Annotated in this window: 14 protein-coding genes; 8 read left to right on the top strand and 6 right to left on the bottom strand. The window is 62.2% G+C overall.

Annotated features, from left to right (window positions below):
• Window positions 1–134 precede the first annotated feature (134 nt).
• Window positions 135–959, top strand: coding sequence for a sialate O-acetylesterase (locus tag B5526_RS29335; protein WP_079543256.1), 825 nt, complete (start codon window positions 135–137; stop codon window positions 957–959).
• Here B5526_RS29335 and B5526_RS29330 read toward each other — a convergent pair.
• Window positions 949–2052, bottom strand: a complete 1104-nt coding sequence (locus tag B5526_RS29330; protein ID WP_079543255.1) for an acyltransferase family protein — start codon at window positions 2050–2052, stop codon at window positions 949–951. The two genes, B5526_RS29335 and B5526_RS29330, sit on opposite strands and share 11 nt — an antisense overlap.
• A 248-nt stretch (window positions 2053–2300) precedes the next feature.
• Between B5526_RS29330 and B5526_RS29325 the strand changes: the two genes are divergently transcribed.
• From B5526_RS29325 to B5526_RS29305, 5 genes are all read left to right on the top strand, one after another.
• Window positions 2301–3611 carry an ABC transporter substrate-binding protein gene (locus tag B5526_RS29325; RefSeq protein ID WP_079543254.1) on the top strand — a complete coding sequence of 437 codons (1311 nt, stop codon included), beginning with the start codon at window positions 2301–2303 and terminating at the stop codon, window positions 3609–3611.
• Window positions 3612–3729: 118 nt separating this feature from the next.
• Window positions 3730–4626, top strand: a complete 897-nt coding sequence (locus B5526_RS29320; RefSeq protein ID WP_079543253.1) for a branched-chain amino acid ABC transporter permease — start codon at window positions 3730–3732, stop codon at window positions 4624–4626.
• On the top strand, window positions 4626–5621 hold the full coding sequence (locus tag B5526_RS29315) for a branched-chain amino acid ABC transporter permease (RefSeq protein ID WP_079543252.1): 996 nt from the start codon (window positions 4626–4628) through the stop codon (window positions 5619–5621). Before B5526_RS29320 ends, B5526_RS29315 begins: the two co-directional genes overlap by 1 nt.
• The gene (locus B5526_RS29310; RefSeq protein ID WP_079543251.1) at window positions 5618–6367 is read left to right on the top strand and encodes an ABC transporter ATP-binding protein; all 750 of its coding nucleotides are present in this window, start codon (window positions 5618–5620) and stop codon (window positions 6365–6367) included. Before B5526_RS29315 ends, B5526_RS29310 begins: the two co-directional genes overlap by 4 nt.
• Window positions 6364–7029 (top strand): ATP-binding cassette domain-containing protein, encoded by a 666-nt coding sequence (locus tag B5526_RS29305; protein WP_079543250.1) that lies wholly within the window; start codon window positions 6364–6366, stop codon window positions 7027–7029. The genes B5526_RS29310 and B5526_RS29305 overlap by 4 nt, the downstream gene beginning before the upstream one ends.
• 10 nt (window positions 7030–7039) lie before the next feature.
• Here B5526_RS29305 and B5526_RS29300 read toward each other — a convergent pair whose 3' ends face one another.
• The 5 genes from B5526_RS29300 to B5526_RS29280 all read right to left on the bottom strand — a co-directional run bounded on the left by B5526_RS29300 (window position 7040) and on the right by B5526_RS29280 (window position 13102).
• Entirely contained in the window at window positions 7040–7291 is a 252-nt protein-coding gene (locus B5526_RS29300) for a hypothetical protein (protein WP_154071517.1), read from the bottom strand.
• Between the two features lie 140 nt (window positions 7292–7431).
• A complete protein-coding gene (locus tag B5526_RS29295; RefSeq protein ID WP_079543248.1) occupies window positions 7432–8163 on the bottom strand; it encodes a Crp/Fnr family transcriptional regulator in 732 nt (243 codons plus the stop codon).
• A gap of 52 nt (window positions 8164–8215) precedes the next feature.
• Window positions 8216–8602, bottom strand: a complete 387-nt coding sequence (locus B5526_RS29290) for a hypothetical protein (protein ID WP_079543247.1) — start codon at window positions 8600–8602, stop codon at window positions 8216–8218.
• A 49-nt stretch (window positions 8603–8651) separates the two neighbouring features.
• Window positions 8652–11864, bottom strand: a complete 3213-nt coding sequence (locus B5526_RS29285) for an ATP-binding protein (protein ID WP_079543246.1) — start codon at window positions 11862–11864, stop codon at window positions 8652–8654.
• Window positions 11865–12133: 269 nt separating this feature from the next.
• A complete protein-coding gene (locus tag B5526_RS29280) occupies window positions 12134–13102 on the bottom strand; it encodes a Bug family tripartite tricarboxylate transporter substrate binding protein (RefSeq protein WP_079543245.1) in 969 nt (322 codons plus the stop codon).
• Window positions 13103–13287: 185 nt separating this feature from the next.
• Between B5526_RS29280 and B5526_RS29275 the strand changes: the two genes are divergently transcribed.
• Both B5526_RS29275 and B5526_RS29270 read left to right on the top strand, forming a co-directional pair.
• Window positions 13288–14376, top strand: a complete 1089-nt coding sequence (locus tag B5526_RS29275; protein WP_079543244.1) for an amidohydrolase family protein — start codon at window positions 13288–13290, stop codon at window positions 14374–14376.
• Window positions 14377–14491: 115 nt separating this feature from the next.
• The gene (locus tag B5526_RS29270; RefSeq protein ID WP_079543243.1) at window positions 14492–15475 is read left to right on the top strand and encodes a zinc-dependent alcohol dehydrogenase family protein; all 984 of its coding nucleotides are present in this window, start codon (window positions 14492–14494) and stop codon (window positions 15473–15475) included.
• Window positions 15476–15479: the final 4 nt, after the last annotated feature.

The following is a 15479-nucleotide window of genomic DNA, read 5'->3' as shown; positions in this document are numbered from 1 at the left end:
AATTCACATTCACGCGATTTCCATCGCAATTTCCCGCCAGACAAGTTTTTGAAGTTTGGATCGCCGCGCGGCGTTCCAATATAATCCTTCGAAATGAAGGGCCCGTCGTCTGTCTTGAATAATCGAATACCAGAATGATCGCGCGCCGCTCATTCCTGGTGGCCCTCGCAGGCCTGGCATCATCGCCGGCGTTGTCAGACGACAGCGGCATCGCCGACATCTTTGTGTTTGCGGGGCAGTCGAACATTCAGGTCAACGCCAACACGACGCTGCAAAATGTGCCAAGTCACAATGTGCGCGATGCCGGCGTGCAAATCTGGGATTGCGAGAACAAGTGCTTTGTCGTGTACGAAGCCGGGATCAACTCATTGCAGCCGGTCCGAGGACAGATTGGCGGCGCGCCCGGCAATTGGGGACCGGAGGCCGAGTTTTCCTTCCTGATGCGCAAGGCGTTTCCGACCAGGGAGCTCTACATCGTCAAGTTCGGGATCGGCAGCTCGCAACTGGCGGAAAGCCCCCGGCTCGCCGATTGGTGTCCATCCAGCAAGGGCGAGCTTTTCGATCAGACGGAAACCGCCATCTTGAATGCGAAACAGATTTTGCAGAGACAGGGAAAAATTCCCGCCGTTCGCGCCATCATCTGGATGCAGGGCGAGTCGGACGCCTGGGAAGGCGGCAGGGTCGCCGAACGCTATCTTGAAAATCTCAAGGAATGGTCGGCAGCGGCGCGCAAGCGTTGGGGCGACGATTCGACAAAACTTATCATCGGCAAGATATTCACGATCTGGGGGCGAACGCCCGCCGACAACAGCGCCGTCCGATCCGCCCAGGAAGCCGTCGTGCGTTCAACGCCAAACAGCATTCTGGTTTCGAACGATGATTCGCCTCACGACGGCCATTTCCTGCCCGAGGGCGCGACAAAATTCGGACGGGATATTTTCGAAGCATTTACCCGGTAGGCGACGACGGCGCGGGGGCGGTCACAGCGCCATCTCGTTTCGCCAACAATAGTCCCGTGATCAGGTTGCGGCCGGGAATTTCGACGAAGCGATAGCTCAGATACGACAGGCCCCAGATCACGACAAAACTGACCAGCGAGCAAATGGTGTAAGCAAGCGGCGTCGCGCCGAAGTGCCGGGATGACAGCGCGGTAAATCTGATGAAAAGCGGATGAAGCAGATAGATCGAATAGGAGATCACGCCGAGATGATAGACCAATTTGTTGCCAAACAGCAGCAGGGCAAGGCGGCCGTCACGCGACAAGATCGCGATCAGCGGAATCAGCAGGAAATATACCGGAAAGTCGTTTGTCGTGGCGCAGGCGGCAACGACGAGGGCAACGAGCGTGACGATGAGAAACGCGTCCTGGCTCTTCGCCGTCAGCCGATCGAGGTTTTCCGCATACCGATAGGTTGCCAATCCAAACGTGAAACCTGCAACTGCTCTCAGCAGCGGATAGAGCGACGTCGTTTCGACGACGTCGAGCGGCCCGCTATAGCCGAGGCCGCTGACGGCGATCGCATAGATGGCGAATATCGACGCCAGCACGCAAAAACTCCAGCTGATGATGCCACGCTGCAGCGTGCCCTTCATCAATAGCGGCAGCAGAATGTAGGACCCGAGCTCGGCGCTCGCGGCCCACGCCACCCCGATCAGCGGATAGATATGCAGGCCCCACCCGCCCAGCATCAGCAAATTGCCGATGACATCGTAGCGGCCGAAGCGCGACAGCGTTTCCTCGCCCGCGAGGCCGAACGCCAGCTTCAAAACATACAAAATGCTGATCGCGATGTAGGCCGGATAGAGCCGCGCAACCCGCTTGATCAGGAAGGCGCCGTAGTTCTTTGAAAACTGCTCGGCAAAGGCATTCCGGTAGCCGAGACCGATGACGAAGCCGCTGAGCATAAAAAACAGATCGACCGCCATATAGCCATGCGGGATGGGCCATATCGGATTAATCCAGTCGAGACGGATCTTGCCGAAATGATAGATCACGATCAGGGCGGCCCCGATCCCCCGCACGCCCGTGAGAGATCGGATTTCTGCCGCCATGTCGAGGCCTGTCCGGAAGCACAATCTTGTGGCAAATCGCCGAATTCGAGACGGTCACGACGCCGCACGTCCAGACGGACCTCGCCCTCAGCCCAAAGCAGTATAGCCAGCTTCTCGAGCGCTGCCAAAGCTATGTGGACGCGCCGGGAAAGCCCGCCTAAACTCGCTTCCAAACCGCCGACGCCGGGGCAACCGGCGCGGGACAAAAACGCTCAAGGCTTCACGCCGGCAATCAAGGGGAGAAAATCATGGACCGCTTTTCGCGGATTAGCCGCTCCGTCGCATTATTTTCCGTAGCTACCGTGGCGACGTTGGCCTTGGCAGCACCTTCGTCCGCGGAGGACAGCTTCAAACTCGGCATTGTGACCTTCCTGTCCGGGCCTGCCGCCGATAGTTTCGGCGTCCCGGCCCGCAACGGCGGCCAGTTCGTCATCGACCAGTTGAACAAAGGCGCGGCGCCCGCGCCTTACAACAAGGTCGGCTTCGGCGGCATGAAGATCGAGCCGGTCGTCATCGACGAGAACGGCGGCGCGACCAAGCAGGTCCAGGAGCTGCGCAACCTCTATGAGCGCGACAATGTCGATGTCGTGCTCGGCTATATCGGCTCCGGCGACTGTCTCGCGGTGGCGCCGATCGCCGAGGAACTGAAAAAGATGCTGGTGCTGATGGATTGCGGCACACCGCGCATCTTCGAGGAGGCGAAATACAATTATGTGTTCCGCACCGCAGCCCACGCCACCATGGATAATGTCGGCCTCATCCGGTACATGAAGGCGAACAACATCAAGATGGACACGCTGTCGGCGATCAACCAGGACTACGCTTGGGGCCAGGACTCCAGGGCCGACTTCGTCGCCGCGGCCGGACAGCTTTATCCCAGCGCAAAACTCCAGACCGACCTGTTGCCAAAATTCGGCGCGGGCCAGTACGGCACCGAAATCTCAGCGCTGGTCAGCGCCGGCTCCGACGTCGTCTATTCGAGCCTGTGGGGCGGCGATCTGCAGGCCTTCATCTTGCAGGCCGCACCCCGGGGCTTGCAAAAGCGCAGCCAGCTCGTGCTCTCGGCTGCCGATCACGTGCTGCCGCCGCTCGGCGACAAGATGCCCGACGGCACCATCATCGGCGCGCGCGGCGCCTACGGGTTGATGTCGCAGAAATCGCCCGTCAACGACTGGTTCTTCAAAGGCTATCAGGAGGTCAACGGCGTCTATCCGGTTCAGGCCGCCTACCGCATCGCGCAGTCGATTCTCGGGCTCAAGAGCGCGGTCGAAAAGGCCATGGCCAAGAATGGCGGCAAAAAACCTTCGACCGATGAACTGGTGGCCGCGATGACCGGCCTTGAATGGCAATCGCCCGGCGGCCTCATCCAGATGAAGCTTGCCGACGGCCATCAGGCCATCCAGCCGATCGCCATCAGCCGCACCAAATATAATCCGGACCTGAAGCGGGTCGACCTCGTCGATATCAAGTACTTCCCCGCCGAATGCGTCAATCCGCCTCCGGGCGTGAAGTCGATCGACTGGATCAAGGGCGGCATGCAGGGCGCCAAGTGTGATTGAACCAAGTGTGATTGAACAAGTGTGATTGAACAAGTGTACTGAGGCGCATGTCGCTTGGGGCAGGACTGAAGCGGCGCGAGTATCAAAACTCGCGCCGTTTCCGCACGAAGAGATAGCCATGAACTTCTTTCTGACGATTATTCTCGACGGGCTGATCCAGGCTTCCTGGCTTTTCATCGTTGCCTTGGGGTTGACGCTGGTGTTCGGCGTGCTGAAGATTCTCAACATCGCCCATGGCAGCTTCTACGCGCTGGGCGCTTACATCGCGGCGACTGCGGTGACGCTAGCGGCGGCGTACAATCTGCCGCCGAGCGCAGGCTTTGTCGCGATGCTCGTGTCGGTTGCCCTGATCGCGTCCGCCGTCGGGCTGCTGCTCGAACGTGGTCTCTTGAAAATGTTCTATAGCCGCGACGAAGTGGTGCTGCTGCTGGTGACCTATGCGGTGTTTCTTATTCTCGAGGACGTCACCAAGTTGATCTGGGGCGTCAATCCGATCTATGCGACGCAGCCTTATGAATTGTTCGGCAACGTGGAATTCGCAGGCCTCTATTACGTCGGCTACGATCTGGTGCTGATACCGATTTGCGCGGCGATCGGCTTTGCGGTGTGGTTCGGATTAAATCGCACGATCGCCGGCAAGATCGTGCTGGCCGTGATCCACAACGAGGAAATGAGCGTCAGCATGGGGGTCCGGGTCAACCGGGTTTACGCGACAGCCTTTGCCTTCGGCGTGCTGTTGGCCGCCCTCGGCGGCGCACTGACCGCGCCCAAAATCTCGATGCAGCCCGGCCTGAGCTCCGATGTCATCATCCTGAGTTTTGCCATCGTGGTGATCGGCGGTCTCGGTAGCGTCGAGGGCGCAGCCGTCGGCGCGGTCCTGGTCGGGCTCGCGCGCGCAGCCTCCGTGCACCTGATGCCGCAGGCGGAATTGTTCATGATCTATCTGATCATGGCCGCTGTACTGATGTTTCGCCCCGAGGGCCTGTTCGAGCGCGAGACGGCAAGGCGAATCTGATGCAACATACCCGCCTGCGCCCTCTCGTCATGATCTTGCTGGTGGTGCTGGCGACGCTGTGCGGCCGCCTGCTTCCGACCTGGACGCTGTCGCTTGCGACCATTGCCGCCTCCAACGCCCTGATCGCGCTCGGCATCGTGATCCTGGCGCGCACCGGCAATGTGTCGTTCGGCCAGGGCCTGTTCTATGCGGCGGGCGGCTACGGCGTCGCCCTGATCGCCAACGCCTCGGGCCTCACCGATGCGGCGGCGCAAACGGCCATCGGCGCCGCATGCGGCGGCGTCCTCGGTCTGGTGATCGGTCCCTTGATCGCACGCTACAGGGGCATCTTCTTCGGCATGCTGACGCTCGCGTTGTCGATGGTGTTTTATGGCGCGCTGGTCAAGACCACTGCGCTCGGCGGGTCCGATGGCTTCAATGTCGGACGGCCGAGCCTGTTCGGCATGGTTTTCATCGATCCGCGCGAGGCGGACTTTATGCTCTATGCGGTTTCGGTGGTCACGACCGGGCTTGCCGGCATCGCGGCGACGATCCTGTTTCGCTCCGAGCTCGGGCTTGCAAGCCTTGCGGTGCGCGAAAACGATTTGCGCGTCGAGTATCTTGGCATCTCCGCCAAGGGGGTGATCACCATCAACTTCGCGATCGCGGCCACCTTCGCCGGCGCCGGCGGCGCGTTCGCCTTGATGGCGCAACGGCACATCGATCCGCAATTCGCTTACTGGACCACCTCGGGCGAATTCGTCTTTGTCGCCGTGCTCGCGGGTTATCAGAGCGTTGCCGCGGTGTTCGTCGCTTCGCTGGCGCTTGAATTGGTTCGTTCGTTCTCGAACCTTTACCTTCCCAATACCTGGCAACTTGTGCTTGGCATGTTCCTGCTCGCCGTCATCCTGTTTCTGCCGCGCGGCATCGGCTCACTCTGGGTCGGATCACGGCACAAGAGGATTGAGCCGGCGGCGGCGACGGCGGTCGCGGCGCAAAACGAGGCGGCGCAGTGACCCCGCTGCTTGCCGTGCGCGGTCTCGAAAAGCGCTTTGGCGCGCTGGTCGCCGCCGACGCCCTCAATTTCGATATCGCGGCCGGCCAGAAGGTCAGCCTGATCGGCGCCAACGGCGCGGGCAAGACCACCTTCGTCAACCTGGTCACCGGCTACCTCAAGCCCGATTCCGGCAGGATCGCGCTCGACGGGATGGATATCGGCCGCCGCTCGCCAAGAAACGTGGCCCGGCTCGGAATCTCCCGGTCGTTTCAGATTCCGCAATTGTTCATCGAGTTGACCGCAGCCCAAAATCTCGCCGTGGCCGTTTCCGGCGCGCGCGGGCACGCCCTTTCGCTGCTCGCGCCGGCGGAGGCGCAAGGCCGCCGCGACAAGGCGCTTGAATTGCTGGGGCGGTTTGGCCTCGCCGATCTGGCCGACCGGCCGATCTCGGAACTCGCGGGCGGGGTGCGCAAATTGATCGACATCGCCATGGCGCTGGTTCGCCGGCCAAAACTGCTGCTGCTGGACGAGCCGACCTCCGGCGTTTCGGCGGAGGAGAAATTCGCCACCATGGATCGCGTGATCCATGCCGTGGCACCCGATGCTGCAACCATCGTCTTCGTCGAACACGATATGGAGATCGTTGGCCGCTACGCCGACCGGGTGCTGGCGTTTTACCAGGGCCGGATCCTCGCCGACGGCAGTCCGCGCGATGTCCTGAGCGATCCGCAGGTGCGGCGCTATGTCACCGGGGGCGCGCGATGAACGCCTCGGTGCCGTTGCTCGAGATCGATCATCTGGTGGTCGAGATTGCGTCGATGCCGGCGCTGCGCGGCTTTTCAATGCGAGTGGCAACGGGCGCCATGGTCAGCCTGGTCGGCCGCAACGGCGCCGGCAAGACCACCCTGATGCGATCCATCATGGGTCATCTCAAGCCCGCGCAAGGCGCCGTCCGGTTCGAAGGGACCGATCTGTCGGCGTGCCCGCGCCACGCCCGCGCGGCGCTCGGGATCGGCTATATGCCGGAAGACCGCGGGCTGGTGCCTCAACTGACGGTCGAGGAAAACATCCTGCTGCCGCTATGGGTCGCGCGGCACCTCGACCGCAAGGCAAGGCTCGACTTCGTCTATGAGGTGATCGGCGAGCTCGCCGAGATGCGGCACCGCAAGGCGTTGTCGTTGAGCGGAGGCCAGCAAAAACTGGTCGCGCTTGGCCGCGCGCTTGGCATCGGCACAAAGTGCCTGCTGCTCGACGAACCGTTCGAGGGCATCGCGCCGGCGCTGTCCGAGCGCCTGTCCGAGGTGCTTGCGTCGCTCAGGGGCAAGGACCTCACGCTTCTGATCTCGCAATCGGACATGAATCATTCGCGCGGGCTGATCGACGTCGAATTCACGATCGAACGCGGCGCCAACCTCGCAGCCGGATAGAGCGCCCAGGTCAATTGGCCCTGATGGTCCCGCTTGTCGCTTGTGGCTGCGCAAGGTGCGCCGAAGCGGCGCCCGGCGATGCACTGGAGGTGGCATGCTTGGTTGGAACGACGTCCGACATCCAGTGGGACGCGGATGGCCGGCTCAGCACCAGCCCAACCAGCGCGATGACGATGAGGACGGGCAAGGCAAAGATTCCGATGCCCCAGTTTCGGTAAATGTCGCCGATGAATTCGCCCGACTGCCTGAAAAAGCCACCCATCAATGCCTCCACTCCTTTCGGACCTGCACCGCCGTGACTAGCGCAAGGCGCGCGAAGCAGATGTGAACTGGTTCACAGGGGATGCGGCAAACATTTGGAAAATATTCAAGAAATCGCGACGCGGCGCGCGGGGCCGCGCCCTAATCGCCTTCGCTTCCCCCTCCGGCCTCGGTCAGCGCCCGCAGCGGCTCGGCATTGAGGACGACGATCGCGCCGTGTTCGAGCCGGACCCAGTGACGCCCGGCCCAGGCCCGCAACTGCTTGTTGATGCTTTCCCGGGTCATGCCGACCATCTCGCTGATTTCCTGCTGGGTGATGGCGATGGTCCGGCCTCCAGGCGCGAGTTTGTGCTTGTCGGTCAGGCGCAGCAGCGCGCTGGCGAGCCGGCCCGGCAGGTTCTGCAGGATAACCTCTTCGACCTGGTCGCTGGTCCAGCGCAGCCGCGTGCACAACAGTTCGATCAGCTTCATCGCCAGTGCCGGCTGGCTTCGCACAAAGGGAAGAAAGTCGCGGCGGTCGATGACAAAAATCTCGCAATTGGTATTGGCGACAACGTCGGCGGTCCGCGCCAACCCGTCGAGCACCGCGACCTCGCCGACAATCTCCCCCGGACCGATCAGGTTCAAAATCGCGCTGCGGCCATCGGCGGAGGAGACGCTGATCTTCACGGTGCCGCTGATCACCGCGATCAGGCTGTTGCCGGGATCGCCCCGGGAAGCGATCGTGGTGCCGCGCTTGAGCATCGAATGCTTGGCGTAGCGGCAAAGCTGGTCGAGTGCCGCAGGCTCAAGTTCGGAGAACATCGGATGCTTGCGCAGCACCGCAAGCTTGCTGCTCGGAAATCCGCTGTCTCCCGTCTTGTCCTGAGGCACGGCCGTTAGAACTCCTGCAGCGGAACCGCCATATGCGGCCCGCGGGCAACCCTCATTTCAGCGACGTATTTGGGCAGAGCATGTGCACGCCGATGTAGATGTGGCCCTTATGAGCAAACGTCTTGACGTGCAGATCGTGGGACGCATCAACGTTTTCGCCGACTTTCAGCATCATCGGCATCGGCGTCTTGGACCTGAGATTGGTGGAGATGATTTCGGTGATGCGCTTTTGGATATGGTCCGGTACCGCGCCCGAATCCTTGCTCCAGTTTGAAAATTCATCAGGTTTCGGGAGAAAGTGTTTGGCAAATTTGCCAAAGGCATAGGCCCCGTGCTGCTTTTCCAGTTTCACAAATTTCTTTGCCGTTGCACCGACCTTCTTGGGGCTGCAGGACTCACTCATTATTTGCTCAAATTTTCCGCCATAGACCAAAGCCATGTTTTTACTCCCCTAAAAAGCGGCTTAACATGCCGCGGCATGAAATATGTCATAAGTCCGAGAACTTGGAGAGCGTTGCTTTAGCACGTTCGAGTTGGGCAGTCATTTTGGACTTGGCAAAAAGGTCTATCGCCTGGAGCAATTCGTCTTGCGCCTCGGACTTCCGGCCCGAGGCGGCCAACAAGCGGGCCAGTATTCCCTTTGCCGTCCCCAGCAAGGGTCTGGTCCCAAGCCTGGTGGCGATTTCAATCGTTCGCTCAAGTCGGGCGATCGCCTCCCCGGTGGCGGACGCGCCCTGCATGGACAGAATGCCGGCCTCTGAAAGAAGGGCCAACGCTTCGATCACTTGATAGCCCTTCTGCTTCGCCACCGCTTGACTGGCGCGGGCGATTTCCAACCCGCGCGGAACATCTCCAAGTTGCGCACATGCGGAAGCCAGATAGGCCGATGCGAGCAAGATGCCCCCCGACTGACTGAGCGCCTCGGCTTCGCGCTTTGCTTCAATCAGGATGTCGCTTGCTTTCGCTGGCTGTCCCCGCTGAAGATAGAGGTTTCCGAGCGCGCACAGCACGAGGGGCAAGAACAGCCGGACCTCGTTCTCGCGCGACAGCATCGCGGCTTCATTGAGGGCCGTTTCCGCCTCATCGAAATCGCCATGGCTCATTTTTACAATGCCGCGGCCATAATCGGCCGCGATGATGTCGTAAGGCCGATCGTTTTTCCGGGCGAGTTTGCTCCCCTGCCGGGAGCACTGCTCGGATTCGTCGTAGTCGCCCGTCGACGCGCAAACGATGGCTTTCATCATTTGACAGAGCACGAGAAGGCTTGACCCCGTGGTTCCCGGCGGGACGTTTTCCGGTGCGCTGGCGAGCCGCGCGCTGGCCTGATTTAGAAGCAGCTCCGCGTCCCGATAGCGCCCGGCGATGAAAAAGGCCTGACCGTGGACATACTCGGCGTAGCTGAGCCAGGCTGTGTCGCCCAATTTGTGGGCCAGCGCGACAGCCTGCTCGGCCTCGGTGATGGCTTCAATGGGCGGTCCATAGAAATTCAGCGCCACCGCCTTGGCGACGGTCGATGCCAGCCGTCGCTGTTCGTCCCCGATTTTCTCGGAGCGCGCCTGTGCATCGCGACAAAGACCGAACCATTCCTCGATGCCTCCCAGCGGAGCATAGGCAAGCCGGGCCTCGATCCGCAGGTCGATCGCCCGCTGCTCGCGCTGGATCGACGGCGGCTGCTTTTCGACCGCGTCCATCGCAATCCGGTAGTATCCCGTGGCATCCCGAAACGCCGACCTTGCGAACGCCTTTTTCGCGGCCAGGTGCCCGTAACGGTCCGCCTTCACCCAGTCCTGCGCCTTGACGGCGTGGTGGCAGAGCGCTTCCGCGACGTCCTCCTCGCGGCCGGCGGAGCCGGCCTCCAGGGCCGCCAAGATCCGGCGGTGCAGCTCCTCGCGTTGGGGCCGCAGGATCGAATCATAGGCAACCTCGCGGATCAAATCGTGGGCAAATTCATAGTCGGAGGACGCAATCCATCGCGACTCCACCAGAAAATCCAGGATCTCCAGCGACCACAGCCGGCTTTGCAGTTGCACCGCCGGCATGCCGGTCACCGTCGTCAGCAGATGGGCCGAAACCCGCGGCCCGACCACGGCGGCGAGCTGGAGAAGGGCTTTGTCCTCCTTCGGCAATCGATCGATCCGGGACGAAATGACCCCCTGCACCGTCGGCGGAATTTCCAGCGCATCCCAGGGAGCCTTGCTGGCAAAGCGGCCGGCATCGGTCTCCAGAATTCCGCGATTGATCAATTGCCGGGCGACTTCCTCGATGAAAAGCGGGACCTGACCGGTGTGGCGCAGCACATGGGCCTTGAGCGCGTTGAAACTGGCTCCGGCACCAAATAGGTCGTCGAGCAAGGCGTTGGCCGAGGCGAGATCGAGCGAGCGCAGCCAGATCCGGCGAACATCGAGTCCCGCCAGCCATCCCGGCGTATTCTCGGTCCGCCAGGTCAGCAGCACCAGCAGCGGGCGGCTTGCGGCAAGCGACATCAAGGCCTCGATGGCGGTCTCGCTTTGGCCATCGATCCAGTGCAGGTCCTCCAGCAACAGAATGGTCGGGCGCGTCGAAATCACCTTGTCGACCGTGTAGAGCGCGGCGTCGGTGATCGCGCGCCGCCGCAGCAGCGGCTCGAGCTCGCGCCAGCGCGGATCACCGACCGGCTGGTCGAGCACGGCACATAGTGCGGCAGGCCAGAGATCGGAATGCGGCAGCGCATCGCCTTCGGAAAATTCAGGCTGATCCGAAGGGTTGAGGTTGCCCGCCTGCAGCACGTTCCGCAGCAGCTTCTTCAATAGCGCATAGGGAACGGCCTGCTCGAGCGGGTTGCATTCCGCTTCCAGCACCTGCCAGTCGTCCTGCCGCAAGGTGCCGACGAGTTCGTGGGCCATTCGGGATTTTCCAATCCCGGCCGTCCCCACCAGCGCCATGATCTGTCCGGACGAGCCGACATCCCGCGCCGCCTGCTCGAGCAGGGAAATCTCGTCCGCGCGGCCGACGAACGAAGAGAGCCCCTTGCTCGAGCGGGCGCGCCAGCGCGTCAGTCCGCTGATCTCGGCGAGCTCATAGCAGGGAACCGGCGCGGAAAATCCCTCCAGCCGCTTCGGCGCGAGCGCGTTGAAACGCACCAATCCCGCGGACAGGTTCTGGCAGGATTCCGACACCACGATCTGTCCGGCCTGCGCGGCGCTTTCCAGCCGCTTGACCAGATGCACCGCAGGACCCCCCGCCTCATAGATCGAGGAGAAGTCGGCCTCGATAACGTGTGCGACCACATAGCCGGAGTGAACGCCCACCCGGACCTGAAGCGCCGGGTCGTTCAAGAGCTTGATGCGGCGAACCAGTTCGACGGCGGCGTGACAAGCCATGACGGCATGATTGTCGTCGGCGTGCGGGGCGCCAAACAGCGCGATCAGCCCGTCGCCCCCCTCCTTGCTGACGATCCCGCGGTTGCGCCTGACAGCGGTACGCATGGCGATCAGCGCCGGCTCCAATCGCGAAATGGCCGCCTCCGGATCGAGTTCCGAGATCAAATCGGTCGAGCGCTGCAGATCGGCACAGAGGACGGTGAGGTATTTGCGTTCGCCGGCGATTCGGCCGCGAACTTCCGCGGCCTGCGGCTTGGGGGGGTGTTCCGGGACGACCGCCCCGCAGGACGAGCAATACAGATCGCCTGCCTTCAGGGTCGATAGACAGACCAGACAAGACACCCGTAGCTTCCTTCCATCCAGCGGCTCAGATTAGCGAAACTTCATGGCGGAACAAGCGTTCGGAACCTTCTATTGCGGGGTGCTGATGTCGCGGCTGTGGCGATGCGGACGATTGGACGATAATTTTAGACGACGGCCCCGGCAGCAGGAGTAGCGAGCAATGATGCTAACATCCAGAGGATGCGGTCACAGGTGCAGGCACGACGCCTCCGGCACGCCTGCACCTGAGCGGATGTCGCGGTATAGGCCGCCGGTCGCCGACCGGCGGTCTATTCGATCGTGATGCCCATTTCCTTGATCACGCGCGCATATTTGGCGAGCTGCTCGCGCGTCATCGCACCCAGTTCCTCGGGCGAGCTGCCGCGCACCGAAAAACCCAAATTCTCGAGCTTCCCGCGAACCTCCGGATCAGCCAGCGCCTTAAGCGTTTCGGCGTTCAGCCGGGCAACGATGTCCCTTGGCGTTCCGGCCGGCGCCATCATCGCAAACCAGGAGTTGAAGAAGAACCCGGGCAGACCGGATTCATCTACCGTCGGCACGTCAGGGAATTGCGGCAGCCGCTTCGCGGTGGTGACCCCGATCAGCCTGAGCTGGCCGCTGCGCACCAGCGCTGCGACGGTCCCCAGGCCCTGGAAGCCGACCGGAATCTGCCCGGCGGCGACGTCGGTCGCCGCCTGCGTGGCGCCCTTATAGGGCACATGCATCAGCGAAATGCCCGCGCTCGAGGCGAACATCGCCATCGCCAGATGTTGCGGGCTGCCCGGACCGCCAGAGCCATAATCGATACTGCCGGGCGCGGCCTTGGCCGCCGCGATCAGATCCGCCGCATTCTTGTAGGGCGTCTTGTTGCCCGCGATCAGGCCCCACTCTACCGTCGCGACCAGCGACACCGGCGCGAAATCCTTCAGGATGTCCCAACGCATGTTGGACTGCAGGTTGGGCACCATGGTCATAATGCTGTCGTTGAAGCCGCCGATCGTGTAACCGTCAGGCTCGGCTCTTGCGACCTGTTCGGCGCCGATCAAGCCCGACGCGCCCGGCTGGTTGATGATGACGATCTGCTGACCCATGTTCTCGGCCATCTTCTGCGTCACGATTCGAGCGGCGACATCGACCGCGCTCGCGGCCGCCAGCGGCACGATCATCTTGATCGGGTGGTCCGGATAGGGCGTCTGCGCGACCGCGTTCGAGCTCAAGAGCAGCGCGAGCGCTGCGGCCAGCGAATGAAACAAGCGCATACCAGGAATTCCCCCACTGAATTGATTGGATGGCGTTTTCCGGATTTCCCGGCCGCGATCCGTTTTAGGGATGATTGCCCTCTCGCCACCGGCTTGGCAATCTGCCTGCGCAAGAAAAAGGCCGGCGATGCCATCGACCGGCCAAAAAGGAAACGCCAAGTCTAACGCTTCAAGGGAGGCACCAAATGACCACCCGCAGAAACTTTTTGAAAACTGCCGCCGCAACGGGGATCGCGTTCTGCAGTTGCGGCCTGCTCGATGCGGCGCACACGCAACCGCGGGCCCCGCGCCTGCCGGTCAAGATCAACGGCAAACGCGTGTTGACCGTCGATGTCCACTCCCACTGCTATTTTCATGAAGCCATCACCCTTATGGGTGACGGGGCCGACAAGGTGCTGCCGCCGGTCAAGGGCGTGCCGGAGCACTTCATCGTCATCGAGCAGCGCCTGAAGGAAATGGACGACATGGCGATCGACATGGAGGTGCTGTCGATCAATCCGTTCTGGTATGGCAAGGACCGCGATATCGCCGCCGAGATCGTCAAGGTGAACAACGAGAAACTGGCGGAGCTCTGTGCCTCGCGGCCGGACCGGTTCGCAGCGTTCGCCTCGCTGTCGCTGCAGTTCCCGGACCTTGCCGTTCAACAACTCGACACCGCGGTCAGGAAGCAGGGCCTGCGCGGCGCCGCGATCGGCGCCAACGTGCTGGGGGAGGATTTCTCCGATCCGAAATTCCACCCGATATGGGCCAAGGCCGAAGATCTCGGCGCGGTTCTATTCATTCATCCGCAAAGCACGCCGGAGCTCGCCAAGCGCTTCCGTGGCAATGGCTGGCTGTCGAACACCATCGGCAATCCGCTCGACACCACGATCGCCCTGCAGCACTTGATTTTCGAGGGAACGCTCGACCGCTTCCCCGGCCTGAAGATCATTGCGGCCCATGGCGGCGGCTTTCTGCCGTCCTATGCCGCGCGCGGCGATCATGCCTGCTTCGTGTCGCCGCAGAGCTGCAGTCCGAATATCGTGCTGAAAAAGAAGCCCTCGGAATATCTCAACCAGCTCCATTTCGACGCGATGGTGTTTACCGCGGAGGGGTTGCGGCATCTCGTGGCGCAGGTCGGCGCCAGCCAGGTGATGCTTGGCACCGACCACCCGATCCCCTGGGAACAGCATCCGGTCGACCAGGTGTTCGCGACCACGACCCTCACCGACAGGCAGAAAGCGGCGATTTTGGGCGGCAACGCCGCGCGCCTGTTCGGGCTGAAGGAGGCTTGATCGCGGGCGTGAGATCCCCTCACACTTTGATTGGGGTCAAGGGTCAGCCGGCTTACCTGTATATTGATTGGGCAGGCGCGGCTTCCGGCTCCGCCTCCCGTTCGGAGAAACCCGTATGCGTGCAATGGTGTTAGCGGCTCCGAAGGCGCCCCTGCAGATGCAAGAACGCGAGGATCCGCAGCCCGGCGAGGGCGAAATTCGCGTCACCGTCCGTGCGTGCGGCGTCTGCCGGACCGATCTTCATGTCGTCGATGCCGAACTTCCCGGCATAAAATATCCCATCATTCCCGGACATGAAATCGTCGGCCGCGTCGACCTGCTCGGGCCCAATGTCACGACGCATGCGATCGGCGACCGGGTCGGTATCCCCTGGCTCGGATATACCTGCGGCGTCTGCCGGTTCTGCAGGGAAGGCATGGAGAACCTGTGCGACCGCCCGCTGTTCAGCGGCTATACGCGCGACGGCGGCTATGCCACGCATACCATTGCTGATGCGCGCTATGCCTTCCTGCTCGGCGAGGACGGCGACGATGTTGCGATCGCGCCCTTGTTGTGCGCCGGCCTGATCGGCTGGCGCTCGCTGGTGAAGGCGGGCAGCGCAGAGCGGCTCGGCATCTATGGGTTTGGCGCGGCCGGGCACATCGTTGCCCAGGTGGCGCGCTGGCAGGGCCGGTCCGTCTATGCCTTCACCCGATCCGGCGATACCGCGGCGCAGGATTTTGCCCGCAGCCTGGGGGCGGTATGGGCCGGCGCGTCGGACCAGTTGCCGGACGCCCCGCTCGATGCCGCCATCATCTACGCCCCCGCCGGCGCCTTGGTGCCGGCGGCGCTGCGTGCGGTGCGCAAGGGCGGCAAGGTGGTCTGCGCCGGAATTCACATGAGCGATATTCCGAGCTTTCCCTACCGCATTCTGTGGGAAGAACGCCAATTGGTGTCGGTTGCGAACCTGACCCGCCAGGACGGGCTGGATTTCCTCAAAATTGTCCCGCAGGCTGGGATAAGAACACAGACCACCGCCTTCCCGCTTGCCGAGGCTAACGACGTCCTGACAAGACTGCGCACCGGGCAAATCCTCGGGGCCGCAGTCCTCAAACCCTAAAGGG

The sequence above is a fragment of the Bradyrhizobium lablabi genome (assembly GCF_900141755.1).
Lineage (GTDB): Bacteria > Pseudomonadota > Alphaproteobacteria > Rhizobiales > Xanthobacteraceae > Bradyrhizobium > Bradyrhizobium lablabi_A.
This window is presented reverse-complemented; position numbering and strand designations above follow the sequence as displayed.

What these genes read in the sequence shown, in the direction of transcription:
- B5526_RS29335 (WP_079543256.1), top strand. Translation starts at nt 135, where the DNA reads ATGATCGCGCGCCGCTCATTCCTGGTGGCCCTCGCAGGCCTGGCATCA.
- B5526_RS29330 (WP_079543255.1), bottom strand. Translation starts at nt 2,052, where the DNA reads ATGGCGGCAGAAATCCGATCTCTCACGGGCGTGCGGGGGATCGGGGCC.
- B5526_RS29325 (WP_079543254.1), top strand. Translation starts at nt 2,301, where the DNA reads ATGGACCGCTTTTCGCGGATTAGCCGCTCCGTCGCATTATTTTCCGTA.
- B5526_RS29320 (WP_079543253.1), top strand. Translation starts at nt 3,730, where the DNA reads ATGAACTTCTTTCTGACGATTATTCTCGACGGGCTGATCCAGGCTTCC.
- B5526_RS29315 (WP_079543252.1), top strand. Translation starts at nt 4,626, where the DNA reads ATGCAACATACCCGCCTGCGCCCTCTCGTCATGATCTTGCTGGTGGTG.
- B5526_RS29305 (WP_079543250.1), top strand. Translation starts at nt 6,364, where the DNA reads ATGAACGCCTCGGTGCCGTTGCTCGAGATCGATCATCTGGTGGTCGAG.
- B5526_RS29300 (WP_154071517.1), bottom strand. Translation starts at nt 7,291, where the DNA reads ATGGGTGGCTTTTTCAGGCAGTCGGGCGAATTCATCGGCGACATTTAC.
- B5526_RS29290 (WP_079543247.1), bottom strand. Translation starts at nt 8,602, where the DNA reads ATGGCTTTGGTCTATGGCGGAAAATTTGAGCAAATAATGAGTGAGTCC.
- B5526_RS29280 (WP_079543245.1), bottom strand. Translation starts at nt 13,102, where the DNA reads ATGCGCTTGTTTCATTCGCTGGCCGCAGCGCTCGCGCTGCTCTTGAGC.
- B5526_RS29275 (WP_079543244.1), top strand. Translation starts at nt 13,288, where the DNA reads ATGACCACCCGCAGAAACTTTTTGAAAACTGCCGCCGCAACGGGGATC.
- B5526_RS29270 (WP_079543243.1), top strand. Translation starts at nt 14,492, where the DNA reads ATGCGTGCAATGGTGTTAGCGGCTCCGAAGGCGCCCCTGCAGATGCAA.